This window comes from Ruegeria sp. AD2(2025) (genome assembly GCF_056542385.1).
The window spans coordinates 116,484-139,830 of record NZ_JBQFZS010000001.1 but is presented as its reverse complement, the minus strand read 5'-3'; the positions used below and the strand labels follow the sequence as shown (position 1 = coordinate 139,830).

Here is a 23,347-nt window from a genome sequence, read left to right as displayed (position 1 = left end):
CAAGATGTCGGAACTTCTCAAGGGTAAACGCGGCCTGATCATGGGCGTGGCGAATGACCGCTCGATCGCGTGGGGCATTGCCAAGGCCATGCACGAGGCAGGCGCGGAACTGGCCTTTACCTATCAGGGCGAGGCGTTCGGCAAGCGGCTGGAACCACTGGCCCAGAGCCTCGGCAGCGATTTCATGGTCGATGCCGATGTGACCGATGACGACTCGCTGGATCGCGCGTTCGACGAATTGGGCAAGCGTTGGCCGACCATCGACTTCGTCGTCCATGCCATCGCCTATTCGGACAAGAACGAGCTGACGGGCCGTTTCCTGAACACCACCCGGGCGAACTTCAAGCATTCGATGGATGTGTCGGCCTATTCGTTTATCGAGGTCGCGCGCCGCGCCTATCCGCTGATGAAAGGCAATGGCGGTACGCTGCTGACCCTGACCTATCAGGGCTCGAACAAGGTCGTGCCGAACTACAACGTCATGGGCGTGGCCAAGGCGGCGCTGGAATCAGCGACGCGCTATCTGGCCAACGATCTGGGCCCTGACGGCATCCGCGTCAACGCGATCTCGCCGGGTCCGATGAAGACACTGGCCGGGGCCGCCATCGGCGGTGCGCGCAAGACCTATAAGTTCTGTGATCAGAACGCGCCGATGCGCTCGAACGCGACGCTTGAGGCGGTGGGCGGCACTGCTGTTTATCTGGCTTCGGACGCCGGAACCTACACCTCGGGCGAGATCATTCGCGTCGACGGTGGCTATCACATTCTGGGCATGCCACAGCCCGAATCCATGTGACCATTTCTTTCCCTGTGGGGGTCAAGATTTGACCATCTTTCCCCCGCAGAGATTGCGATATGAGCAAACTTGAACAGATCCTCGCCAGCAACGGGCGACCGCAACGTTTCCGACGCAATTCCAGCGGTGGCCGAGCGCGCATTCTGCTGCTGGCGCTGACCGCGCTGCTGATTGCGGTCGTATTTCTGACCCAACCGCAGGTTCGCGACGCGGTTGAGCCGATGCTTGGGATGATACCGGGGCTCTGACCCCGGCCAGTGTCAGTTAACCGAGACGATCTCGATGTCGAAGATCAGGTCCTGCCCCGCCAGCGGGTGATTGGCGTCCAGTGTCACGGTCGCTTCATCGACTTCAACAACAGTCACCGGCAAGGTCTGCCCATCGGGCGTCTGCATCTGCAACTGCGTGCCGGGTTCCAGCGGGATATCATCCGGGATACCTTCGCGCGGGATTTGCTGGCGCATGCCAGGATTGATGGGACCGTAAGCTTCGGTGCAGGCGATCTCGACGCGCTTTTTCTCACCGATCTCCATCCCCGGCAGCGCCACGTCCAGACCGGGAATGATCTGGCCCGATCCGACCTCAAACTGCAGCGGATCGCGCCCTTCGGAGCTGTCAAAGACTTTGCCGTCCAGCAGCGTTCCGGTGTAGTGGATGCGAACGGTGTCGCCTTGTTTGATAGCGGTCATGGGGGCCTCCGGCCTCAAGGGGAATAAGCGGCGCAGCCTAGAGGCTGACACGGCATTGTAAACCCTGCCCTCTTTAACCTGTGAAACAGTTGTGCTTACCTGCGCCCGATCAGGGGAGGATCAGATGGTTATCACAACCTGCGTATTCGATGCTTATGGCACGCTGTTCGACGTCGCCGCCGCCGCCAGACAGGCCGCGGCCGAGCCGGGGTTCGAGGCTTTGGCCGATAAATGGCCCGAACTGGCGAACCATTGGCGTCTGAAACAGCTGCAATACACATGGCTGCGCGCCGTCGCCGATGCGCATGGCGATTTCTGGGATGTGACACAAGACGGACTGGACTGGGCGCTTGAGGCGGTCGGGCTGCAGGGCGACGACACCCTGCGCCAGCGCCTGCTGGATTTGTATTGGGAGTTGCAGGCCTACCCCGAGGTCCCCGAGATGCTGAACGCTTTGAAGGCGGGCGGATTGCAGACCGCCATCCTGTCCAACGGCTCACCCCCTATGCTGGATGGGGCTGTGCAGTCCGCCGGGATCGGAGAAGTGCTGGACGATGTGCTGTCGGTCGAAAGCGTCGGCGTCTTCAAGCCGCACGCCCGCGTCTATGATCTGGTTCAAGGCCGGTTCGGCTGCGCCCGCGACGAGGTGATGTTCGTCAGTTCAAACGGCTGGGATGCTGCCGGGGCCAGCGGCTATGGTTTCGTCACGGCCTGGGTCAACCGCGCGGGCGAGCCGATGGATCGTCTACCCTGGAAGCCGGCGCATGTGCTGTCCGACCTGACAAGCATCCCGCAACTGGCAGGGCTTTGATGGCGGTTTTCACTACTTCGGATGGCAAACGCCTCTACTTTGAGGATACCGGATCGGGACAGCCCCTGCTCTGCCTTGCTGGGCTCACCCGAAACAGCCGGGATTTCTCGTTTCTTGCCCCGCATGTCGGCGATCTGCGGCTGATCGCGATGGATTATCGCGGGCGCGGACAATCCGATTACGATCCGAACTTCATGAACTACAACATCCTGCGCGAAGGGCAGGACGCGATTGAGTTGCTTGACCATCTGGGACTGGAAAAGGTCACGATCCTCGGCACCTCGCGCGGCGGGCTGATCGCCATGGCGCTGGCCGTCAGCCACCCTGATCGTCTGGCCGCTGTCATCCTGAACGATGTAGGGCCGGTGATCGAGGCCGAAGGGATCGCCAAGATCATGGACTATGTGGGCAAACTGCCCAACGCGAAAACCTATGACGAGGCCGCAGAGGCGTTGCACCAGATGATGGGATCACAATTCCCCGGCGTGCCCCGCGCCATCTGGCGGCAACAGGTTGAACATCAATATCTGCAGTCCGACACGGGCCTCGCCCTGCGCTATGACAGCGCCCTGCGCGAGGCGCTGATCCAGCAGGCCGCCGCCGGCCCGCCGCCCGACCTCTGGCCCTTGTTTGACGCGCTTGGCGATATCCCGACCGGTGTGATCCGGGGGGCAAATTCGGACCTGTTCGGGGCTGCAACGCTGGCTGAGATGCAAAACCGTCATCCCGGTCTGATCAGTGCCGAGCTCGCAGATCGGGGGCATGTTCCTTTTCTGAACGAACCCGCCGCGCTTGACGTCATCCGCAAAACACTGGACGCGACATGAGCAGTATTGAAATGATCGAAGCCGCCGCACAGCGGCTGGCCGGGCACGCACGCCAAACACCGCTGCTGTCTTCACCTTTTTTGGATGAGATAGCCGGGCGCAGGGTGCTGGTGAAACCCGAATGCCTGCAGCACACCGGCAGCTTCAAATTTCGCGGCGCGTGGTCAGCGATTTCGGCACTGGATGAGGCCGCACGCCAGCGGGGCGTGATCGCCTATTCCTCGGGCAATCACGCGCAGGGGGTTGCCTATGCAGCCAGCCAGCACGGGATATCGTCTGTCATCATCATGCCCTCGGACGCGCCGCAACTGAAGATCGAGAACACCCGCGCCCTGGGGGCCGAGGTGGTTCTCTACGACCGCGCCAATGAAAGCCGCGAAGAGATCGGTGAGGCGCTGGCCGCACAGCGCGGCCTGACCCTGATCCGGCCCTATGACGAACCCCAAGTGATCGCCGGTCAGGGCACAGTCGGGCTTGAGGTTGCCCGACAAGCCGAGACGCAGGGCGTCACGCAGGCCGATGTGCTGGTCTGCTGCGGTGGCGGCGGGCTGACTTCGGGCATTGCGCTGGCACTCGAACGGCACGCGCCGGGCCTGCGCGCCCGCCCGTGTGAGCCTGAGGGTTTTGATGACGTCAAACGCTCGCTGGCGTCGGGGACCATTCAGAACAACAACGCCTCGTCGGGCAATATCTGTGACGCGATCCTGACGCCGCAGCCGGGGCAGATCACCTTCCCGATCCTGAATCGGCTCTGTGGCCCGGGCCTGTCCGTCTCCGAGCAGGAGGCGCTGCAAGCCATGGCGCAGGCCTTCCTGCGGCTTAAGATTGTGCTGGAACCCGGCGGCGCGGTCTCGCTGGCCTCGGCGCTGTTCCGCAGGGACCAGATCGAGGGCGACGCGGTGATCGTTGTCGCCTCGGGCGGCAATGTGGACCCGCAGGTTTTTGAACAAGCGTTGGAATTCCTGACCTGACAACCGGCGTGAACCGGTGCACTATTCCGCCGCAAACACATTAAGGCGGACCCCTCACCGATGCACATCGCCGACCTAGGAGACGTTAAGCTACACTACCGCGTCGACGGAGACCCGGACGGGGCGCCGCTGGTCTTTGCCAATTCGCTGGGCACGGATATGCGCCTGTGGGACCCGATCCTGCCGTTGCTACCCAAGGGCCTGCGCATCATCCGTTTTGACAAACGCGGCCATGGCCTGTCTTCGCAACCCGATGGTCCGTATTCGATGGGCGCGCTGGTGCGTGATACCGAGCGGCTGCTGGACCATCTTGAGGTCAAAGACTGCATGTTCGTCGGCCTGTCGATCGGCGGGATGATCGCGCAAGGGCTGGCGGTGAAGCGCATGGATAAAATCCGTGCGATGGTCCTGTCGAACACCGCCGCCAAGATCGGCACACCCAATATCTGGCAGGACCGCATCGCCGCCGCCCGCGCAGGCGGGATCGAGGCGCTGGCGGATGCCACGATGGAGCGGTGGTTCTCGAAACCCTTCCGCGCCAGTGCCGATCTGGCGCTGTGGCGCAACATGATGGTCCGGCAACCTCTGGACGGCTATCTTGGCTGCTGCGCTGCGATTTCAGGCACGGATTTTTATACCCCAACCAGCGGTCTGCGCCTGCCGACCCTTGGGATCGCTGGCAGCGAGGATGGCTCGACCCCGCCCGATCTGGTACGTGAAACGGTTGACCTGATCCCCGGCGCGCGGTTTGCGCTGATCCGCAAGGCGGGCCACCTGCCCTGCGTCGAGCGGCCAGCCGAATACGCGGACCTCCTCAACGGGTTTCTGACCGAAACCGGACATCTGCAAGGAGCTTAGACGTGGCCGATTTCCTGCTGGTTCACGGCTCATGCCACGGCGCCTGGTGCTGGCGCGACCTGATCCCCGAACTGACCACATTCGGGCATACGGCGCGTGCGATTGACATGCCCAGCCATGGCTCGGACCCGACGCCGATTGCGGATGTCACGCTTGCGTCCTGCCGCGATGCGGTGCTGAACGCCGCAACGCCCGACACAATCATCGTCGGACATTCCTGGGGCGGATACCCCATCAGCGCCGCGGCCGAGGCGGCCCCCAAGGCGATGCGGGGCCTCGTGTATATCTGCGCCTATGTCCCGCAATCGGGGCTGTCGATGGTCGAAATGCGCAAACGCGCGCCTCGGCAACTGATCGGGGATGCGGTCGAGAAATCCTCGGACGGGTTGTCCTACAGTGTCCTGCCGGACCGCGTGCAAGGGTTGTTCTATCACGATTGCCCGCGCGAGGTGGTGACCTATGCTCTGGGCCGCCTCTGCCCGCAGGCCATCGCACCGCAAGCCACGCCACTGGACGTAGGCGAAAATTTCAATGGCGTGCCCAAGGCCTATATCCGCACCACCGATGACCGCACCGTTCCAACCGAATATCAGGCCGAGATGGCCGACTGCGCACATCCCGACCTGAGCCTGACCATCGACAGCTCTCATTCGCCGTTTTTCTCGCATCCTGAACATCTGGCCGGACTGCTGCACCAAATCTCGGGGCGAATCTGAGATCCTGCGCGGGCGTATCCAACCCTGATCAGCGCCTTTGCGCACAACAGCGACATTCAGGTGACGGATTCCGCCTTGCCTGATGATCCGCATCGGGTCACCGTAGCCTCAAACGAAACGGGGACAGACATGCAATCCATCAAAGCAGCCGTGTGCCGGGACTTCGGCGCGCCTCTGGTGATCGAGGACATCCTGATCGCACCACCCGGAATGGGCGAGGTCGAGGTCACGCTGGACGCGGTAGCGATCTGCCACTCGGACATTTCGTTCGCCAGCGGCGCATGGGGCGGCCACCTGCCCGCAGTATATGGGCACGAAGCCGCCGGGGTCATCTCGGCGGTCGGCGAAGGTGCTGAAGGGTTCAAGGTCGGCGACCCGGTTGTGGTAACCCTGATCCGCGCCTGCGGGTCCTGCCCATCTTGTGCGGGCGGCAAGCCAACCATTTGCGAGACGCCCTATGACACGGTCAAGGGCCCCCTGCGCACCGCCGATGGCGGCGCGCTGGAACAGGCTATGGCCTGCGGGGCCTTTGCCGAGAAGGTCGTGGTCAACCATCGCCAGATCGTCAAGATTCCCGAAACCCTGCCCAAAGACCTCGCCAGCCTGCTGTCGTGCGGCGTGATCACCGGTGTCGGCGCTGCGGTGAACGCCGCCGGACTGCGCCCCGGGCAGGATGTGGTGGTGATCGGCGCGGGCGGCGTCGGGCTGAACGCCATTCAGGGCGCACGCATCGCCGGGGCCCGCCGCATCGTCGCCGTCGACATGACCGAGGACAAGCTGGAGATCGCCAAGGAATTCGGCGCAACTCATGGCGTTCTGGGCAACCTCAAAGAGCCGTGGAAGGCCGCATACAAGGCACTTGGCGGGCGCGGGGCTGATGCGGTTCTGATCACCGTCGGCGCGATCCCTGCCTATGATCAGGCCCCGCGCTATCTGGGCCGGGGTGGCAAAGCGATCATGATCGGGATGCCGCATTCAGGGGATATGTCCAGCTATGAGCCTGTGGTATTGGCCGCTTTGGGTCAGGGCATGGTCGGTTCAAAAATGGGCGACGTGGTGATTCAGCGGGACATTCCGTGGATGATCGACCTTTATGAACAGGGGCGACTGAAGCTGGACGAGTTGATCTCGGGCCGCTGGTCGCTGTCGCAGATCAATGAAGCGATCGAGGACACCAAATCCGGTTCCGCCAAACGCAATGTGATCATCTTCGACAGGGGCTGACCCCGAAAGGAGCGCCGCGTGAAACTGCAGGATCTCGATATCATCGTCACCGCGCCTCCGGCCCCGGGCTGGGGCGGGCGCTATTGGATACTGGTCAAGGTCACGACCGATACCGGCGTGACCGGATGGGGGGAATGCTATGCCTCGTCCGTCGGGCCCGAGGCGATGACCCATGTCATCCGCGACGTGTTCGAACGGCACATGCTGGGTGAAAACCCCGAAAACATCGAACTGATGTTCCGCCGCGCCTATTCCAGCGGCTTCACCCAGCGCCCCGATCTGACCGTGATGGGCGCGTTTTCAGGGCTCGAGATCGCCTGTTGGGATATCCTCGGCAAGGACCGGGACCGCCCGGTCTATGCCCTGCTGGGCGGGCGGATGAACGACCGTATCCGGGCTTACACCTACCTCTACCCCCTGCCGCAGCATAATCTGACCGATTTCTGGACCTCGCCGGAACAGGCCGGGGACTGCGCCGCCGAGATGGTGCGGCGTGGCTATACCGCCGTCAAATTCGACCCTGCGGGGCCTTACACCATCCGCGGCGGTCATATGCCTGCGATGACCGATATCTCGCTGTCTGTGGCCTTCTGCAAAGCCATCCGCGAGGCGGTGGGTGACAAGGCCGACCTGTTGTTCGGCACCCACGGGCAGTTCAACACGGCGGGCGCCATCCGGCTGGGTCAGGCGCTGGAGCCCTATTCGCCCCTCTGGTTCGAGGAACCCACGCCCCCCGATATGATCGAGGATATCGCACGCGTCGCCCGCAACGTCCGCATCCCCGTGGCCACGGGTGAGCGGATGACCACCAAGGCCGAATTCGGCGCGGTTCTGCGCGCAGGTGCGGCGGAAATCCTGCAACCGGCGCTGGGACGTGCAGGCGGCATATGGGAGATGAAGAAGGTCTCCGCGATGGCCGAAGTGTTCAACGCCCAGATGGCTCCGCACCTTTATGCCGGACCGGTGGAATGGGCCGCCAACATCCATCTGGCCGCCTCGATCCCCAACCTGCTGCTGCTGGAAACCATCGAAACGCCGTTCCACGATCAACTGATCAACGGCGCGATCCGGGTCGAGAACGGATTCGTCACCCCGCCAACCGCCCCTGGCCTTGGGATCGAGGTCGACGAGGCGCTGGCCCGCGCCAACCCCTATACCGGCAAAGATTTGCACCTGCAGATGCAGGAGGCGCCCTGCGATTACGCCAACGGAAACGCTTTTCAGGGCGGCGCCCCGGCAACCGAGGGGTGACAATCCGCACCCCGATAGGGCATATTGATCAAACCCCTAAGTCATATTGGTTATTCCGTGACGACGCAAAACCTCGATACCAAGACCCCGCCCGGCGAAACCCCGGCTGAGATGCAGGAAAGCGCCGCTCAGGCGACCGCGTTTCTGAAAGCGCTGGCCCATGAGGGTCGTCTGATGATCCTGTGCCATCTTGGCGAAGGCGAACGATCGGTCGGAGAACTTGAGGCGCTTTTGGGGATGCGGCAGGCGGCGGTCAGCCAGATGTTGGCCCGTCTGCGCGAAGAGGGGCTGGTGAAAGCGCGCCGCGAGGGCAAGGCGATCTATTACGCGCTGAACGACGGCAAGACGGCACAGGTGATCGGCCTGCTTTACAGTCTGTTCTGCAAACCCGGCTCTTAGGCCGGTCAGTTCGAGACGTAGCCCGAGATCACCTGCAACAGCTTAAACGCCGTGGCCGCGTCATTTTCGACCACCGCCAGGAATTCCTCTTCACCGATGCGCAGACAGGACAGATCGGTTTCGGCGATCATGCTCAAGGCGCGCGGTTCCTTGCGGATCAGACCCAGCTCGCCGACCAACGCGCCCGGACCAACGGTCGTGATCAACTGATCCGCGCCACCGGGCTGCGGCAGGTAAAGACCGGCCTCGCCTTCGAGAACAACATAGGCCCCATCGGTCGGCTGATCGTCCTTGAGGAACACAACCTGCCCCGGTTTGGCGTCAAACCAGCGCGCGCCAAATGCCAGCAGGCGAAGCTGGCGGCGGTCGAGGCCCGAGAACAGCGGCGTCTGTTCCAGCGCGCGCAACTTGCGCGCCAGATCGGCCGAGGCGGCTCCGTCGCCCTCGATATCGGTGGGTCCTTCATCTGTCACCACTCGACCTTGCCGGATTTCCACATACATGTCGAATACATCCGGGTTCTCAAACTGATCATTCAGATAGATGACCGTGGCATCGGGCAACAACTCGCGCAGGTTTTTGTAGACCGCCACCTGAGTCTGCATGTCATAGCTGGCCAGTGCGTTTTCCAGAATCAGGATGTCCGGCTTCTTGATGGTGGCCCGGGTAAAGGCCAGCGGTTCGGCAAATACCGCAGGCAGGTTCTGCCCGCCCAGCGCGACGGGCACGTCGTAGATCAATTCGACCACCATCGGACGCGCGCCATGTTCGGCCAGCACGTCCACGATCAGCTTTCGTGCCTCGTCCGTGCGTGCGCCGCCGATCTGGCTGACCTTGCCGAACAGGGCGTTTTCCATCACCGTCAAGCCGGGCGCACAGGCGGTCTCGTCCAGCGGCACAAAGACGTTGTGCAGACGTTCCAGCAGCTTTTTCGAATGGCTGTGGCGCAGCTCCAATATGCGGTTCTTCAACTCGTCCGAGAAGGCCGGGCCGATCTGTTCCGCCGAGATCACAAAAGGCACCGCCAGCAGAGTAGCCAACTGCTCGTCATCCAGCCCGCTGACGCCTTCTTTGCGGGTCTGCTCAACCAGTTCAACCGCCGTCTCGTAGGTCTGCGCCTCAAGCCCCAGCTTCCGGAACAGGGGATGATCGGTGCCGTCCAGCCCGAAGATCTGGCGCAGCATTTCGATCACGTCCCGGGTCAGATTGGCAAGGGTCTGGTCCAGTCCAAGTTCCCGCAACTGTCCCAGAAACACCGTCTGCCGCGCCAGCAGTTCCTGCGTGACCGGAACGCAAGGGGTGGCGAACAGCAGGTTTTCAGCCACAGGCAAGGCCGGGTTATACGTGCAGCGGTCGAACACCAGCGCCTGTTGTTCCAGCCCGGCCTCGCGGACCGCCTTTTGCACCAGCGGGCGCAGTTCGATCAGCTTGGCGGCAAGCTCGGGGCGTTCATCCGCGCTGAACACCTGCTCGGCCCCCCGCTGAAACAGCGCCGCCCCCGAGCCCATACCGTCGATCAGTTGCAGCCACCATTCGCGCAGGTGGCTGGAATCATCGAAACCGGCAAGGCCGGGGTCCAGCCACTCGACACGGAACGGGTCGCTGCTGTTGCCCGCGCGCAGGGTCTCGGGGAAGCCCGGGTCTTCGGTCGAAGTCGACAGGGGGCGCGACCGCATCGGCATCATGACATTTTCCCCAAGCGTGCCCTGAAACATGACCGGTCGTGAGGTCGCCAGACCGATCCGCGCGGCCACGACACTTTGATGCAGCCCGGCCAGATTAACGCCGCCCACTTCGATACGGCCCGAGGTGGGCAGAATCTCACGCGTCAGCAATTCGGTCAGCGCCAGGCGATCTTCCTCGCTGGGGGCCGAGATGCCAATGGTCTTGCTGGCCGGGAAGGTCAGCTCCAGATCATCCAGCACCTGATTGCCGTCGATATCGCGGACCGAGACGTGGTTCAGAACGATATCGCCGGTAAGATGCGGGCGGCTCTCGGGCTCACCATCGAACAGGGTCTCGTCGATCATGCCATCGGGGGCGAAGCGTTCGATCACGACCTCCCACCGCAGCGACATATCCTGCGTCTGGTTATAGTAGGTCAGCAATTCCTTCCACGGAGAGCTCAGGTCCTTATACGCCGCAAGCGCCGCCACCAGTGCGCCCAGCGAGACCGAGCCCTGCAGCACCAGAAACCCGCCCACCAGATAGAACATGAAAGGCGTCAGCTGCGAGATGAAGTTGTTGATGAACTTCATGAAGAATTTTTTTTGGTATATCTCGAACCGGATGCCGAACAGCCGCCCCAACTGGTCCGAGATCATCGCCCGGCGATACCGCCAACCGCCGTTGGCCCGCAGGGTCGAGGCCCCGGCGGCGTTTTCGCCGATCTGCGCGGCGAGGATGCGGACCTCTTGAATGCGTTTCTTGTTCAGCAGGTTGATCTGGCGCTGCAGGCGCGGGATCAGCCAGGCCTGCAACGGGATCAGTGCCACCGCCGCCAGCCCGAACCAGACGCTTTGCAAAAACAGGAAAGACAGGATGGTGATCATCTGCCCCGCCTGCAGCACCGGCTGGCTGATCGCATCGCCCATCAGCCCACCCATCGGTTCGCTTTCGGCGGTGATCATAGAAACCATCTCGCCCTGGCTGACCCGTTCGAAATAGGGTTGCGGAAAGCGCAGCGCGCGGCTGATCAGCTGATACCGGAACCGGCGCAACATCCGTTCGCTCAGCACACCTTTCATGGTGTTGATGCGCATCTTCATCAGGCCATGGGCCAGCACAGCGGCCAGAAATGCAAAGCACAGGATCATCAGAAACGTGGTCTGCTGCAGGCTGTAGCCCCAGACATTCACGATCTGGCTCGAGGCCCCGATCGCGTCGTTGATGATCCGCTTGGGCAATTCCAGCGTCAGGTACAACAGAGGGAACAAGGTGGCCGTCACGGCCAGCAGGATCAGCTGGTCGCGTTTGGAGTATTTCCAGATGAACCGAAAGATCGTTCGTTCTATGGAACCCGCCCCGCTTTTGATCCGCTGCTCAAATTGATGTTTTTGCTGTGAATACAACGGCCCGAATTTACCGCAATCGTGTCCGGCGACGCAAATGAATTTCCAAACTACGCCCAATTCGCCTTGTGTGAACAAGTTCATTTGCGCGGCAGGCGATTACCCCCTAAGCTTCCGATTCAGGACGATATCGGGAGGATTCATTTGCCTGCCAGTTTTGGCACTGTGTTTCTGTTGCTTTGTCTGCTTCAGATCAAACACATGTTTGCCGACTATTATTTACAGACGCCCAAGATGCTTTCGGGGCGAGGCTCGTATCTCCATATGGGACGCGCGCAGCATGCAGCGGTGCATGTTGTGGGTTCAGTCGTTATCTTTGCTCTGTTTCGGGCACCGGTTGAGTTCATTCTGATCATTGCCGCGCTGGAGTGGATTGTTCATTTCCACATTGATTTCGCAAAAGCCAGTTATTCTGACCGCAAAAAACTGCAGCCCAATCAAGCGGCATTCTGGCGGGCGGCGGGTCTGGATCAGCTTTTTCACAATCTGACTTATATCGGCATGGCCTGGGCCTGGGTGGCGTTCGCCGCCTGACCCTCAGGGTACCACGGGCCGGTTCCGCTTGATCGTTCGCAGCACCACATTGGTCTGCGCGCTGGCGACGGCGGGCAGGTGAAACAGGAAATCCTGCAAGAACACGTTATAGGCCGCAAGATCCCGGCACAGCACCCGCAGGTGATAATCGGCCTGTCCGGTCGTGGCATAACATTCCTGCACTTCGGGGCTGGCTTCGACCGCCCGGATGAAATCGGCGATCTTTTCGCGGTCGTGCCGGGTCAGATGCACGTGAACGATGGCCTCGAAGGTCAGGCCCATTTCAGCCGGGTTCACGACCGCGCCATAGCGTTCGATGATGCCCGCCTCTTCCAACGCCCGCACCCGCCGCCACAGGGCCGATGCCGACATCCCAACCGCATCCGCCAGATCGGCGTTCGAAATCCGGCTGTCTGTCTGCAGCAGGGTCAGTATACGGCGGTCTCTGTCGTCCAGCTGCATTGCTCCGGGGAATCCTTTCGACTTGATCCGAAATAATGAACAATATTTTCATCAAACCTGCAATGCATCGGTCAGACTGGCACAACTCTTCAACTGGATTGAATTATGCTTCCCCAAACCCACAGCCAATCCAACGGATCAAGCCATGAGCCATCACGAGCCCCCCCGCACCTATCAGCTTGAAGACCGTTATGTGCTGGATCAGGGGCGGGTCTTTCTGACCGGCACACAGGCGTTGGCGCGGATCATGATGGATCAGGCCCGGCGCGACCGGCAGGCAGGGTTGAATACGGCGGGGTTTGTCTCGGGCTATCGCGGATCGCCGCTGGGCGGGCTGGATCTTGAACTGTGGCGCGCCAAGGACCGGCTCAAAACCGACCGCATCACCTTCATGCCGGCGGTGAACGAAGACCTCGGCGCAACCGCCGTGCTGGGCGCGCAACAGGCCACGCTGGATCCGCATTGCGAAGTCGAGGGCATTTTCTCGATGTGGTACGGCAAAGGTCCGGGCGTCGACCGATCAGGCGACGCGCTGAAACACGGGAACGCCTACGGCTCGGCCCCGAAGGGCGGCGTGTTGGTCGTGGCCGGTGATGACCATGGCTGTGTCAGTTCCTCGATGCCGCACCAGTCGGACGTGGCTTTCATGTCGTGGTTCATGCCCACGCTGAACCCGGCCTCCGTCGAGGAATACTTAGAATTCGGCGAATACGGCTTTGCCCTGTCCCGCTTTTCCGGGACATGGGTCGGGTTCAAGGCGATCTCGGAAACGGTCGAAAGCGCCCGGTCGGTCGACCTGCGCCCCGACCGCGAATTCACCCTGCCCCAGATCGACCTGCCCGAACGCGGCTTGCATGTGCGCACCGCCGACCTGCCCTCGCCCGAGATTGAAACGCGCATCCAGCACAAGTTGCGCGCCGTGCGCGCCTTTGCCGAAGCCAACCCCATCGACCGGCGCATCTATGACATCGAAAACGCCAAGTTCGGGTTTGTCACCACCGGCAAGGGGCATCTCGACCTGATGGAGGCGCTGCGTCTGCTGGGTCTGGATGAGGCCACCTGCCGCCGTCTTGGCATCGACATCTACAAGGTTGGCATGGTCTGGCCGCTGGCCCGCCGCAACGCCCTGCGGTTCGTCAAAGGCAAGGCCGAGGTGCTGGTCGTCGAAGAAAAGCGCGGCATCATTGAAAGCCAGTTCAAAGAGTATTTCTATGACTGGCCCGGCGACAAACCGCAGAAGATGGTGGGCAAATACGACAGCCATGGCGAGCCGCTGATCCCCTGGACCGGAGAGCTGAGCCCCTTGATGCTGGCCCCCATCGTTGCCGCGCGGCTGGACGGCTTTTTCCCCGAAGAGAATCTGCCCGCCAAGGCCCGCGCCCTAACCGAGACGCCCCCACCGGTGATCAATGTCCCGGGGGCCGTGCGAACGCCCTATTTCTGCTCGGGCTGCCCGCACAACACCTCGACCAAAGTGCCCGAAGGCTCTACCGCAGCCAGCGGGATCGGCTGCCATGTCATGGCCTCGTGGATGGATCGCGAGACGGTGGGCTATGCGCAGATGGGCGGCGAGGGCGTGCCGCAGGTGGTCGCTTCGCAGTTCAACGGCGGCAAGCATATCTTTCAGAACCTTGGTGAGGGGACATGGTACCATTCCGGCAGCCTCGCGATCCGGCAGGCGGTCGCGGCAGGGACAAACATCACCTACAAGATCCTCTACAATGACGCGGTGGCAATGACCGGAGGGCAGCCGGTGGACGGCCCTGTCAGCGTCTCAGGTATCGCCCAGACCTGCCGCGCCGAGGGCGTGGACCGCATCGCGCTGGTCTCGGACGATATCACCAAGTTTCGCCGTGCGGATTTCCCCGCCCGCACCACCTTTCACGACCGCGCCGAGATGGATACGCTGCAGCGCGAGCTCCGCGATATCCCGGGCGTCACCGTTTTGATCTATGAACAGACCTGCGCCACCGAAAAGCGCCGCCGCCGCAAGCGCGGTACGTTGGAGGACCCGCAGAAATTCGTCTGGATCAACGATCTGGTCTGTGAAGGCTGCGGCGATTGCTCGGTCGCGTCGAACTGCCTGAGCGTCGAGCCGCGCGAGACCGCTCTGGGTCGTAAGCGCAAGATCAACCTGAGCTCTTGCAACAAAGACTTCTCTTGCCTGAACGGATTCTGCCCCAGCTTCGTGACCGTGGAAGGCGCGACGCGGCGCAAGCGGGCCGTCGAGTTGGATCTGGACGCGCTTGAGGCCGACCTGCCCAACCCCGATCTGCCAAAGTTAAACGCGCCTTTCGACCTTCTTGTCACCGGCGTCGGCGGCACCGGGGTCGTCACGGTGGGCGCGCTGATCACCATGGCCGCGCATCTGGAAGGCAAAGGCGCCTCGGTTCTGGATTTCACCGGGTTCGCGCAGAAATTCGGCACGGTCCTCAGCTATATTCGTCTGGGCACCGCCCCCGACGCGCTCAATCAGGTACGCATTGATCAAGGTGCTGCGGATGCGGTGATCGGATGCGATGTGGTGGTCAGTTCGGCCCCAAAAGCCTCGGCTCACTATGCGCACGGCACGCAGGTTGTGCTGAACCGGGCCGAGATGCCCACCGGCGATCTGGTGCTGCGCCGTGATGCGCAATTACGAGTCGACGCGCGGGAACAAGCCATCGCTGATGTGGTGGGGGCCGACAATCTGACCGGGCTTGACGCAAACGCCATTGCCGAGGCGCTGCTGGGCGATGCGGTGTTTGCCAATGTCATCCTGCTCGGCTTTGCATGGCAGAAGGCGCTGGTTCCAGTCTCACACAGTGCGCTGGCGCAGGCCATCCTGCTGAACGGCGTCGCGGTTGAAAAGAACCGGCTGGCCTTTGCTCTTGGACGCTGTCTGGCCGCCGATCCCGACCGGGTTCAGGGCCTGACACAACCGGCCTCATCCGAAGAGACGCTGGACCAACGGATCGCCCGCCGCGTTGCCTTTCTGACCGACTATCAGGACGCCGCCTATGCGGAGCGTTACGCGCGGCGGATCAAAAGCGTCCGTGCGGCCAACCCGGAAACCTCAGATCAGCTGATCGACTCCGTCGCCCGCAACCTGTTCCGATTCATGGCCTACAAGGATGAGTTCGAGGTTGCCCGGCTGCAGACCTCCTCGGCCTTCACCGATGAACTGGCGCAGCAATTCGAGGGCGCGTTCAAAACGAAATACCACTTCGCCCCGCCGATGCTCAGCTTGCGCAAGGACGCGCGCGGGCGTCCGGTCAAGCACACATTCGGGCCGTGGATGCGCCCTGTGCTGACCGCGCTGGCCCGTGCCAAGGGGCTGCGCGGCAAAGCTTGGAACCCGTTCGGCTACCATTCCGAGGCCCGGCTGCATCGCGATATTCTGGCTTGGTACAACGCGCTGCTGGACCAGTTTCTGTCCAACCCCAAGGGTGAGTGGCTGGAGAAACTGGCAACTGCCGACGAGATCAGAGGCTACGGCCCCGTGCGCGCAGACAGCTTTGCGGCTGCGCGCAAGCAGGTGGGTTAACCCAGAACCGAAAAGCTGCTTTCAGCATTGATCGGGCGTTTGCGGGAATAGAACCCGACGTCGATGCTGCGCCCGATATAGGGCAGTTCGAACTGCAGCGGCTGGGCGTCGTGATCGCCCCCGCCTTCGACATAGCCGATCAGCGCGGCCATCATCTTGCCCGCAATCGGCGCGTTCTTGTATTGATTGCCGCTGGTGCCGCAGGCCATGTAGAACCCCGGCAGGCTGGATTGGTCATAGATCGGAATCCAGTCGGTCGAGGCGTCGTACAGATCAACCACCCCCCGCGTTTTCGTTGGAATCCCAAGCGACGGCACCCGCTGCGCATAGCGCATGGCCTGCGTGGTCCACTGGTCGGTGAATTCGCGGTTGTAATGCACGTCGTCCTCGGCCCATTGATGCGGGTCGCAATCCGGGTCCTCGGACCCGATGAGGATGTGGTTGCCATGCTCGGGCCGACAATACAGTGCGATGTCGCTGTCGGATACGATGGTCCCCTGATTCTCGAAATCAAACCCCTCGGGCGCGGGCACATGCACCACCTCTTGCCGCAGGGGGCGGGTCTGGATGGTCATATCGTCCAACACACCCGCCATCCGGTTGATGATCGCGGACCCCGGCCCGGCCACATTCACCACCACCTTCGCATGGATCTCCTCACCCGAGGCCAGCCGCACGCCCGAAGCCCTGCCCCCTTCGGTCAGAATCTCGGCCACTTCGGCACCGGTCCGTACCTGCGCCCCATGCAGCTTCGCCGCGTCCATCAGGTTCTGCGCCGACAAGGCCGGGTCGGTCACATAACCCGCCTTGGGCCAGAAAACCGCACCCTGCATCCGGCCACCGTTGGGCTGACCGAACTCCGGGTCATCCATACGTTTGGCCGGGGCAAAACTGTCCAGCGCATAGATCGGCAGCCGGTTGGTGATCTGGTCCGGCGACCAGTCTTCGAACGGACAATCCAGCTCGGCGCTGTAGGCCTTGTGTTTGTCCAGAAACCCATTGGCCTCGGTCTTCATCACCAGACAGCCGGTTTCCCGGAATTGCGCCAGACTGGCCCCATCGGGCAGGCCCAGATACTGCGCCCAGTCGCGCCAATAATGATACCCCTCCCACGCGAAGGCGGTGCCATCGCGGGTCGAGTAATGCATCCGAATGATCGCACAGGACCCCGCGGTCGAGCCATGCCCGACCTGAGCGTTGCGGTCCAGTGAGAGGGTTTTCCAGCCCGCCTTCGCCATTTCGAACGCGATGGCCGCGCCGATGACACCGGTGCCGATGATGATTGCATCAGGTTGGCTCATGATCTTCCCCCTGCCAGAATTGCTGCGCATAGGCGCTGAACTCGTCGATCTCTTCGGGGCGCGGCTCGACCCCGGTGAAGACGTAGAGATACTGCGGCACCATCGCCAGACGCGCCGCCATCGGCTCGTTCAACTGTGCAAGATCGTATCCGATCTGCATGTAATACAGCACGCGCGCACGGGTTTCGGCCTCGGTCTCGGCATATCCGAACCGGGTGAACATGGCGCGCAGGGCCGCCAGCCGCCGCGCGTCGGACTGGTCCAGCATCCGCCGCACCTTGCCCGACCGCCTCGCCCAATCGCGCACGGCGAAATCCAGCGCCGTGTCGAACAGATCGGCGTTCACCACGCAGCGGTGCACATTGCAGACCGCCCCCGTGATCGTCTGCGCCGGGGCTTCGGCCTGCGCGATCAACGCCGCCGTGTTGGTCGCTTGCCAGCGCGCCAGCAGGGCATCCAACAACTCCTGCCGAGATTTGAAATACCAATAGAAGGACGACCGCGACACGGCCATTCGCCCGGCCAGATTCAGCACCTTAACCTGCTCGACCCCGTCCGAGATCAGCACATCCATCGCCACGTTCAGCCAGTCGTCGCGCGTGACCTTGATGTTGCCCACAAGGGGCTCGGCATCAGGGTCGTCACGGTGGAGGATGGGTTTGCTGGTCATTCAACTCTCCGGCGGGGCACCGCCCTCGGCAGTGCGCAGGGCAATGAAATCATGCAATGCGCCCAAATGGTCGCTTTGCGCAGGCGCCTCGAAATTCGCCAGAATGTCCTTCCAGACCCCCGTTGCCCGCTGATTGGCATCGACCGAACCGCGCTCGGTCCAGGTACCGAAATTGGCATAGTCATGTACATGCGGCTCATAAAACTCGGTATTGTACCGCTCCATCGTCTGGCTGCTTGCAAAGAAATGCCCGCTGGGTTCGACCTCGCGCAGCGCCGTGTCAAAACCGATCTCGGACGACCCGGCCTGCGCCCCGGCGCAAAGCTCGGCCACCATGTTCAGCACTTCGGCGTCGCAGATCATCTTCTCAAACGACACCGTCAGACCACCCTCAAGCCAACCGGCCGAGTGGATGATGACCGTGGCCCCTGCCATCAGGCACCCCCAAAGGCCAAACTGGTTTTCATTTGCCGCCTGTACATCGTTGATGTTTGACGCCGACCCGGCGGCGGATCGCCACGGCAGGCCCAAATGCCGTGCCAACTGCCCTGCCGCAAGCGAGGCTTGGAAATGCGAGGGCGTCCCGAAGGCGGGCGCGCCCGATTTCATGTCCACATTGCTGGTGAACGTGCCGTAACAAACCGGCGCGCCGGGGCGCGCCAATTGCGTCAGCGTCAGCGCCGCCAATGCCTCGGCGTGGGATAAGGTAATGGCCCCCGCAACCGTGATCGGGGCCATCGCCCCCATCAGGGTAAACGGCGTGATGATCGACATCTGTCCATGCCGTGCAAAATCGATCAGCCCCTGCGCCATCGGAATGTCCAGCGTACGCGGGCTGTTGGTATTGATGATCGTGTAGCAATGCGGGTTGGCGCGGAATTCGTCATCCGACAGCCCCCGCGCGATCGAGAGCATCTCGAAATTGTCCATCACCTGCGGCGTCCCGCGCGAAAAGAAGAACGGGAACTTATCCGTCAACTCCATCTGTGCCTGCGTGGTGAAGTAGTGCCGCACATTGGTCGGCACATCCTGCGGCTCAACCTGCGGAGAAATCATCTGGAACACGTCGAAATGATGCGTCAGCTTCAGAAACTCAAGATAGTCCTGCCCGGTCGCAGGCCTCCGCCCCCGTTCCAGATCGGTGGCATTCGGTGCCCCGGCCCCCGGTTGAAACACCAAAGACCCCAGTTCCAGCATAAAGTCCCGATGCCGCGCGCCTGCGCGACAGGGGATCGACTTGGGGGCCGAGGCAATCGCCGCCTCGACCATATCGCGCCCGATAAAGACCATCTGGCTGTCTTCATCCACCCGCGCACCCGCCGTCCTGAACAGAGCGGTCGCCTCGGGCAACAAGACCTTGACGCCCAGTTCCTCCAGCGTCCGCAGCGCGGTGTCATGCATGTCCGCAATCTGATCCGCCGGAAACACCTCCATCTGCGGAAACGGATTCCGCAACTGGCGATAGTTCACCTCGCGGCCGGGCGCGGCCTCGACCCCGCGCCGTCGCCGTCCTCGATCCCGCGCTGACATGGTTAACCCCGCATCGCTTTGCCCTGCGGATCATAGGGCGAGGCCGCAATGATCCGCGCAGGCCGTTCAACGCCCACCACATGCACCGACAGCTCGGTCCCCGGCTCGGCCTTGTCGCGATTCACCAGCGCCATGGCCAGCGACTTGCCGGTGTAATGCCCATACCCGCCCGAGGTCACAAAACCGACGCGTTCCTCACCCGCCCAAACCGGTTCATACCCGCTGGCATCCGCGTCCAGCGCGTCCACCTCAAGCGTCACCTGCACCTGCGCAGGGCCGTTGCCGTCGCGTTCCGCCAATGCCGCCTGCTTGCCGACAAAATCCTTGTCCCAATCGATCCAGCGATCCATCCCGGTCATTACCGGCGTATAAAGCTGCGTGAATTCCGCCGACCAGATGCCAAAGCTCTTTTCCAGCCGCGTTGACAACATCGCGTTGAAGCCACACTCGCGGATACCCTCATCCGCCCCGACCTCAAGCAGCATCCGGCGCAGCTTGATATGGTCGCCATAGCGGCAGTTGATCTCGTACCCTTTCTCGCCTGTCACCGACATCCGCGCGACGCGGGCGCGGACCAGACCGATATCGAAATCCCCGCAGCCCATGAATTTCAGGTCACCGATATCCTGCTCTGCCAGTTTCTTGACCACCGCCTGCGATTTCGGTCCGACCACGGCGAACCCGCAATATTCCTCACCCAGATCGCGAACGGTCACACCGTCCATCATATGGTGATCGAACCAGCGCATATGCCAGGCGCGCAGGTAATAGCTGCCCATGATCCACCAGGTGCCATCGCCCCAGTTCAGCACGGTCAGATCACCCTTGAGCCGCCCGTTCTCGCCCAGCATCGGGGCCAGCTTGGCCCGACCCGGCGCGGGCAGTTTCGAAGCCATGACCTTGTCCAGCCAAGCCTCCGCATTCGGGCCTGAGACCTCGAACCGCGAAAAGCCCGAGATATCCATCAGGCCGACACCTTCGCGGATCACCTTGCATTCTTCGGCCACGATGTCATGCGCGTTCGACCGTTTCAGCGTCGGCGTTTCCTCAAACCCTTTCGGCGCAAAATACAGCGGTACTTCCAAGTCCCAGCTGACGCCCCACTTGCACCCCGCATCCGTCATCGCATCATGCGCCGGGGCCATTTTCAGCGGGCGGCCTGCGGGCAACTGCTCGTTTGGATAGGTCATCACGAAGCGGCGGGAATAGAACTGACCCGTCGTCTCGCGGATGTACCGCTTGTTCTGCGCGAAATCACCAAAGCGGGCCACGTCCATCGGCCAGGCATCGGCTTCGGGCTCACCATGGATCATCCACTCGGCCAGCGTTTTACCGACGCCGCCGCCCTGCAGGAAGCCCGCCATCACGGCACAGGCCGACCAATAGCCGCGCTTGCCCGGCACCGGCCCGACCAGAGGGTTCCCGTCCGGCGCAAAGGTAAACGCGCCGTTCACCCATGTCTTGATGCCGACATTCTGGATCGAGGGATACCGCTCAAAGCCCAGCATCAATTCGTTCTCGATCCGGTCAAGCTGTTCCTGAAACAGTTCCTCGCCATAGTTCCAGGGCGCGCCGTCCATGGCCCAGTGTTCATGCTCGACCTCATAAATGCCGACCAGAACGCCCTTCTGATCCTGCCGCATATAAGTGAACCCTTCCAGATCCACGGTCATCGGCATCTCAAAATCCGCCTGCGCCACCTCGGGCACCGTGTCGGTGATCAGATAGTGGTGCTTCAACGGAGAAACCGGCAGCTCCACGCCGGCCATGCGGCCCACTTGCTTAGCCCAAAGGCCCGCGGCGTTGACCACATGCTCACAGGTAATGGTGCCCTTGTCGGTCACAACCTCCCAGCCATCTGCCGTCTGCGTCAGGCTTTCGACCTTGGTTTCTTCGTAGTATTCTGCGCCGCGCTTCCGGGCGGCAGTCGCATAGGCCTGCACCGTCCCGGTCGTGTCGATATACCCCTCGCGATCCGCCCACATCGCACCCAGAACGCCGTCGGTGGACATGATCGGGCAGCGTTTCTGCGCCTCTTCGGGCGACAGCAGCTCGCAATCGTCAATGCCGATAGATTGGAAGATGCGATAGTTCGCCTGCAACCATTCCCACCGTTCAGGTGTGCCTGCCAACGTCAGACCGCCGGTCATGTGCAGACCGATATTCTGACCCGATTCCTTCTCAATCTCGCTCAGCAGGTCGATGGTATACGCCTGCAACGCCGCCATGTTCGGATCGGCATTCAGCGCATGAATACCGCCTGCCGCGTGCCACGACGACCCCGAGGCCAGACGGCGGCGTTCCAGCATGACCACATCGGACCAGCCGAACTTGGCCAGGTGATACAGAACCGAGGCGCCAACGACGCCGCCTCCGATAACAACAACGCGATACTGAGATTTCATCCCGACCTCCCCTCGGACGACATGGCAGGGACGCTAATGGCACTGTTCACTCCTGTCTAGACATTTCTGTCCAGCACTTCAGAGCTGCGCGCTGGGACGCGCTTTGATGGCCTCGAACCACGCCTGTGTGGCGGTGTTTTCGGCGGGAATGCGCATCTTGATGACCCGCGCGAAATCCACAAACACGAAGGTCGAGATATCGGCCAGCGAGAACGCCTCACCGGCGATAAACCGGGTTTCGCTCAGCCGGGTTTCCAGCAGATCAAAAAAGGCGGCAGCCCGGTCGCGCCCGCGCTGTGCCAATTCGGGGATCTGCGCGTAGCCCACGGGTCCGGGAAGCGCGCGGTTTTCGAACGAGGGATGCGTGTTGCGCAACGCATCCGCAATCGGCGCACCGCCCTGTTGCTCGACGATGGCGTTCCACATCAGAACCGCGCCCTTTTCATCCGGCGTGCGGCCCATCAGCGGGGGTTCGGGGAAGCGCGCATCAAGATAGGCGGCGATGCCCAGGTTTTCGGTCAGAACCGCCCCTTCATCCGTCACCAGAACCGGGATCGTGCCGCGCGGATTGACGGCCCGGAACGCCGCGCCCAATTGCTCGCCCTTGGCAATCGAGATGTCTCGGGTTTCGATCGTCAGCCCTTTTTCCGCGATGAACATCCGGGCCCGGCGCGGGCTTGGCGCGGTGGAGCAATCGTAAAACAGCATCTGGCGGTCCTTTCCTGCGGCTCGGGCCTCAGGCTAGACCACAATCCGGATCAGCGTAACCGGTGGCTAGCGGCGATAGATGAAACAACGCCCCTCGACCGCGCCCGGCGGCAGGGGCAGCTCGGTCAGCGCCTCGAAATACATCCGGTCGCTGGACACCATCAGCCCTCCGGGGGCCAGCAGCGGTTCGATAAGGGGTGAGACGAACCGGGCGAAGGCATCGTTTTTCTCGCGGTTGTGCCCGCCCAGATCAGCATGGATCAGGCTGGCCGAGGCCCCAAAACGGGTGACTGAAGCGGGCAGCGTTTCACGCACATCGCCCAGAATCACCAGATCCTCTGGCGGGGTCGAGTCGGGGTGCGAGGCGACGGCGCGCTCGAACACATAGACCGGGCGGTCCTGAATATGGGTAACCATGTGGTGATAGGTCCGCCCGTTACCCAGCCCCAGTTCGAACACCGGGCCGGGCTGACCCGCCGTCTGCGCAATGGCGAAATCCAGGCAGGCGCGCTGCGACACCATACGGTCGATGAACAGGTCCAGACGGCTTTGCGTGTCGGTCACGGCGGGCTCTCTCCTTGATGGCGGCCTGAACCCC

At 62.3% G+C, this 23,347-nt stretch carries 21 protein-coding genes; 12 read left to right on the top strand and 9 right to left on the bottom strand.

Annotated features, from left to right (window positions below):
* Positions 1-4: 4 nt before the first annotated feature.
* Together ACR1XV_RS00635 and ACR1XV_RS00630 are read left to right on the top strand one after the other, a co-directional pair.
* Positions 5-796 (top strand): enoyl-ACP reductase FabI, encoded by a 792-nt coding sequence (locus tag ACR1XV_RS00635; RefSeq protein WP_480528331.1) that lies wholly within the window; start codon positions 5-7, stop codon positions 794-796.
* A gap of 59 nt (positions 797-855) precedes the next feature.
* Positions 856-1,044, top strand: coding sequence for a hypothetical protein (locus ACR1XV_RS00630; protein WP_480528330.1), 189 nt, complete (start codon positions 856-858; stop codon positions 1,042-1,044).
* Between the two features lie 12 nt (positions 1,045-1,056).
* Here the strand turns inward: ACR1XV_RS00630 and ACR1XV_RS00625 are convergent, their stop codons facing one another.
* Entirely contained in the window at positions 1,057-1,485 is a 429-nt protein-coding gene (locus tag ACR1XV_RS00625; RefSeq protein WP_480528329.1) for an FKBP-type peptidyl-prolyl cis-trans isomerase, read from the bottom strand.
* A 124-nt stretch (positions 1,486-1,609) separates the two neighbouring features.
* On the opposite strand from ACR1XV_RS00625, the gene ACR1XV_RS00620 reads away from it, so the two are divergent.
* The 8 genes from ACR1XV_RS00620 (at position 1,610) to ACR1XV_RS00585 (ending at position 8,542) form a co-directional block, all read left to right on the top strand.
* Positions 1,610-2,296, top strand: coding sequence for a haloacid dehalogenase type II (locus ACR1XV_RS00620; RefSeq protein ID WP_480528327.1), 687 nt, complete (start codon positions 1,610-1,612; stop codon positions 2,294-2,296).
* Entirely contained in the window at positions 2,296-3,123 is an 828-nt protein-coding gene (locus ACR1XV_RS00615; RefSeq protein WP_480528326.1) for an alpha/beta fold hydrolase, read from the top strand. The genes ACR1XV_RS00620 and ACR1XV_RS00615 overlap by 1 nt, the downstream gene beginning before the upstream one ends.
* Positions 3,120-4,094 carry a threonine ammonia-lyase gene (locus ACR1XV_RS00610; RefSeq protein ID WP_480528325.1) on the top strand — a complete coding sequence of 325 codons (975 nt, stop codon included), beginning with the start codon at positions 3,120-3,122 and terminating at the stop codon, positions 4,092-4,094. The genes ACR1XV_RS00615 and ACR1XV_RS00610 overlap by 4 nt, the downstream gene beginning before the upstream one ends.
* A 60-nt stretch (positions 4,095-4,154) precedes the next feature.
* Positions 4,155-4,952: a 3-oxoadipate enol-lactonase gene (pcaD, locus tag ACR1XV_RS00605; RefSeq protein ID WP_480528324.1), complete on the top strand. Its 798-nt coding sequence runs from the start codon at positions 4,155-4,157 to the stop codon at positions 4,950-4,952.
* Positions 4,953-4,954: 2 nt separating this feature from the next.
* On the top strand, positions 4,955-5,668 hold the full coding sequence (locus ACR1XV_RS00600; protein ID WP_480528323.1) for an alpha/beta fold hydrolase: 714 nt from the start codon (positions 4,955-4,957) through the stop codon (positions 5,666-5,668).
* Positions 5,669-5,797: 129 nt separating this feature from the next.
* A complete protein-coding gene (locus ACR1XV_RS00595) occupies positions 5,798-6,892 on the top strand; it encodes a Zn-dependent alcohol dehydrogenase (RefSeq protein WP_480528322.1) in 1,095 nt (364 codons plus the stop codon).
* Positions 6,893-6,910: 18 nt separating this feature from the next.
* Complete coding sequence (locus ACR1XV_RS00590) at positions 6,911-8,143, top strand: mandelate racemase/muconate lactonizing enzyme family protein (RefSeq protein ID WP_480528320.1); 1,233 nt, start codon at positions 6,911-6,913, stop codon at positions 8,141-8,143.
* 111 nt (positions 8,144-8,254) lie between these two features.
* Entirely contained in the window at positions 8,255-8,542 is a 288-nt protein-coding gene (locus ACR1XV_RS00585; protein ID WP_480529269.1) for an ArsR/SmtB family transcription factor, read from the top strand.
* A gap of 5 nt (positions 8,543-8,547) precedes the next feature.
* On the opposite strand, the gene ACR1XV_RS00580 is transcribed toward ACR1XV_RS00585, so the two are convergent.
* Positions 8,548-11,544 carry a cyclic nucleotide-binding domain-containing protein gene (locus ACR1XV_RS00580; protein WP_480529268.1) on the bottom strand — a complete coding sequence of 999 codons (2,997 nt, stop codon included), beginning with the start codon at positions 11,542-11,544 and terminating at the stop codon, positions 8,548-8,550.
* A gap of 213 nt (positions 11,545-11,757) precedes the next feature.
* Between ACR1XV_RS00580 and ACR1XV_RS00575 the strand changes: the two genes are divergently transcribed.
* Positions 11,758-12,147: a DUF3307 domain-containing protein gene (locus ACR1XV_RS00575; protein ID WP_480528319.1), complete on the top strand. Its 390-nt coding sequence runs from the start codon at positions 11,758-11,760 to the stop codon at positions 12,145-12,147.
* Between the two features lie 3 nt (positions 12,148-12,150).
* Here the strand turns inward: ACR1XV_RS00575 and ACR1XV_RS00570 are convergent, their stop codons facing one another.
* The gene (locus tag ACR1XV_RS00570) at positions 12,151-12,609 is read right to left on the bottom strand and encodes an Lrp/AsnC family transcriptional regulator (protein WP_480528318.1); all 459 of its coding nucleotides are present in this window, start codon (positions 12,607-12,609) and stop codon (positions 12,151-12,153) included.
* 145 nt (positions 12,610-12,754) lie between these two features.
* Between ACR1XV_RS00570 and ACR1XV_RS00565 the strand changes: the two genes are divergently transcribed.
* Positions 12,755-16,135: an indolepyruvate ferredoxin oxidoreductase family protein gene (locus ACR1XV_RS00565; RefSeq protein WP_480528317.1), complete on the top strand. Its 3,381-nt coding sequence runs from the start codon at positions 12,755-12,757 to the stop codon at positions 16,133-16,135.
* On the opposite strand, the gene ACR1XV_RS00560 is transcribed toward ACR1XV_RS00565, so the two are convergent.
* From ACR1XV_RS00560 to ACR1XV_RS00535, 6 genes are all read right to left on the bottom strand, one after another.
* Positions 16,132-17,436, bottom strand: coding sequence for an NAD(P)/FAD-dependent oxidoreductase (locus ACR1XV_RS00560; RefSeq protein WP_480528315.1), 1,305 nt, complete (start codon positions 17,434-17,436; stop codon positions 16,132-16,134). The genes ACR1XV_RS00565 and ACR1XV_RS00560 overlap by 4 nt on opposite strands.
* Positions 17,423-18,106: a TetR/AcrR family transcriptional regulator gene (locus ACR1XV_RS00555; RefSeq protein ID WP_480528314.1), complete on the bottom strand. Its 684-nt coding sequence runs from the start codon at positions 18,104-18,106 to the stop codon at positions 17,423-17,425. Before ACR1XV_RS00555 ends, ACR1XV_RS00560 begins: the two co-directional genes overlap by 14 nt.
* Positions 18,107-19,636, bottom strand: coding sequence for a trimethylamine methyltransferase family protein (locus ACR1XV_RS00550; protein WP_480528313.1), 1,530 nt, complete (start codon positions 19,634-19,636; stop codon positions 18,107-18,109).
* A gap of 2 nt (positions 19,637-19,638) precedes the next feature.
* Positions 19,639-22,041, bottom strand: a complete 2,403-nt coding sequence (locus ACR1XV_RS00545) for a GcvT family protein (RefSeq protein WP_480528312.1) — start codon at positions 22,039-22,041, stop codon at positions 19,639-19,641.
* A 78-nt stretch (positions 22,042-22,119) separates the two neighbouring features.
* The gene (locus ACR1XV_RS00540) at positions 22,120-22,749 is read right to left on the bottom strand and encodes a glutathione S-transferase family protein (protein WP_480528311.1); all 630 of its coding nucleotides are present in this window, start codon (positions 22,747-22,749) and stop codon (positions 22,120-22,122) included.
* A 66-nt stretch (positions 22,750-22,815) separates the two neighbouring features.
* Positions 22,816-23,313 carry a class I SAM-dependent methyltransferase gene (locus ACR1XV_RS00535; protein ID WP_480528310.1) on the bottom strand — a complete coding sequence of 166 codons (498 nt, stop codon included), beginning with the start codon at positions 23,311-23,313 and terminating at the stop codon, positions 22,816-22,818.
* Positions 23,314-23,347 lie beyond the last annotated feature (34 nt).

What these genes read in the sequence shown, in the direction of transcription:
- ACR1XV_RS00550 (WP_480528313.1), bottom strand. Translation starts at nt 19,636, where the DNA reads ATGTCAGCGCGGGATCGAGGACGGCGACGGCGCGGGGTCGAGGCCGCG.
- pcaD (WP_480528324.1), top strand. Translation starts at nt 4,155, where the DNA reads ATGCACATCGCCGACCTAGGAGACGTTAAGCTACACTACCGCGTCGAC.
- ACR1XV_RS00560 (WP_480528315.1), bottom strand. Translation starts at nt 17,436, where the DNA reads ATGAGCCAACCTGATGCAATCATCATCGGCACCGGTGTCATCGGCGCG.
- ACR1XV_RS00540 (WP_480528311.1), bottom strand. Translation starts at nt 22,749, where the DNA reads ATGCTGTTTTACGATTGCTCCACCGCGCCAAGCCCGCGCCGGGCCCGG.
- ACR1XV_RS00635 (WP_480528331.1), top strand. Translation starts at nt 5, where the DNA reads ATGTCGGAACTTCTCAAGGGTAAACGCGGCCTGATCATGGGCGTGGCG.
- ACR1XV_RS00595 (WP_480528322.1), top strand. Translation starts at nt 5,798, where the DNA reads ATGCAATCCATCAAAGCAGCCGTGTGCCGGGACTTCGGCGCGCCTCTG.
- ACR1XV_RS00555 (WP_480528314.1), bottom strand. Translation starts at nt 18,106, where the DNA reads ATGACCAGCAAACCCATCCTCCACCGTGACGACCCTGATGCCGAGCCC.
- ACR1XV_RS00565 (WP_480528317.1), top strand. Translation starts at nt 12,755, where the DNA reads ATGAGCCATCACGAGCCCCCCCGCACCTATCAGCTTGAAGACCGTTAT.
- ACR1XV_RS00630 (WP_480528330.1), top strand. Translation starts at nt 856, where the DNA reads ATGAGCAAACTTGAACAGATCCTCGCCAGCAACGGGCGACCGCAACGT.
- ACR1XV_RS00615 (WP_480528326.1), top strand. Translation starts at nt 2,296, where the DNA reads ATGGCGGTTTTCACTACTTCGGATGGCAAACGCCTCTACTTTGAGGAT.
- ACR1XV_RS00545 (WP_480528312.1), bottom strand. Translation starts at nt 22,041, where the DNA reads ATGAAATCTCAGTATCGCGTTGTTGTTATCGGAGGCGGCGTCGTTGGC.
- ACR1XV_RS00585 (WP_480529269.1), top strand. Translation starts at nt 8,255, where the DNA reads ATGCAGGAAAGCGCCGCTCAGGCGACCGCGTTTCTGAAAGCGCTGGCC.
- ACR1XV_RS00570 (WP_480528318.1), bottom strand. Translation starts at nt 12,609, where the DNA reads ATGCAGCTGGACGACAGAGACCGCCGTATACTGACCCTGCTGCAGACA.
- ACR1XV_RS00620 (WP_480528327.1), top strand. Translation starts at nt 1,610, where the DNA reads ATGGTTATCACAACCTGCGTATTCGATGCTTATGGCACGCTGTTCGAC.
- ACR1XV_RS00625 (WP_480528329.1), bottom strand. Translation starts at nt 1,485, where the DNA reads ATGACCGCTATCAAACAAGGCGACACCGTTCGCATCCACTACACCGGA.
- ACR1XV_RS00610 (WP_480528325.1), top strand. Translation starts at nt 3,120, where the DNA reads ATGAGCAGTATTGAAATGATCGAAGCCGCCGCACAGCGGCTGGCCGGG.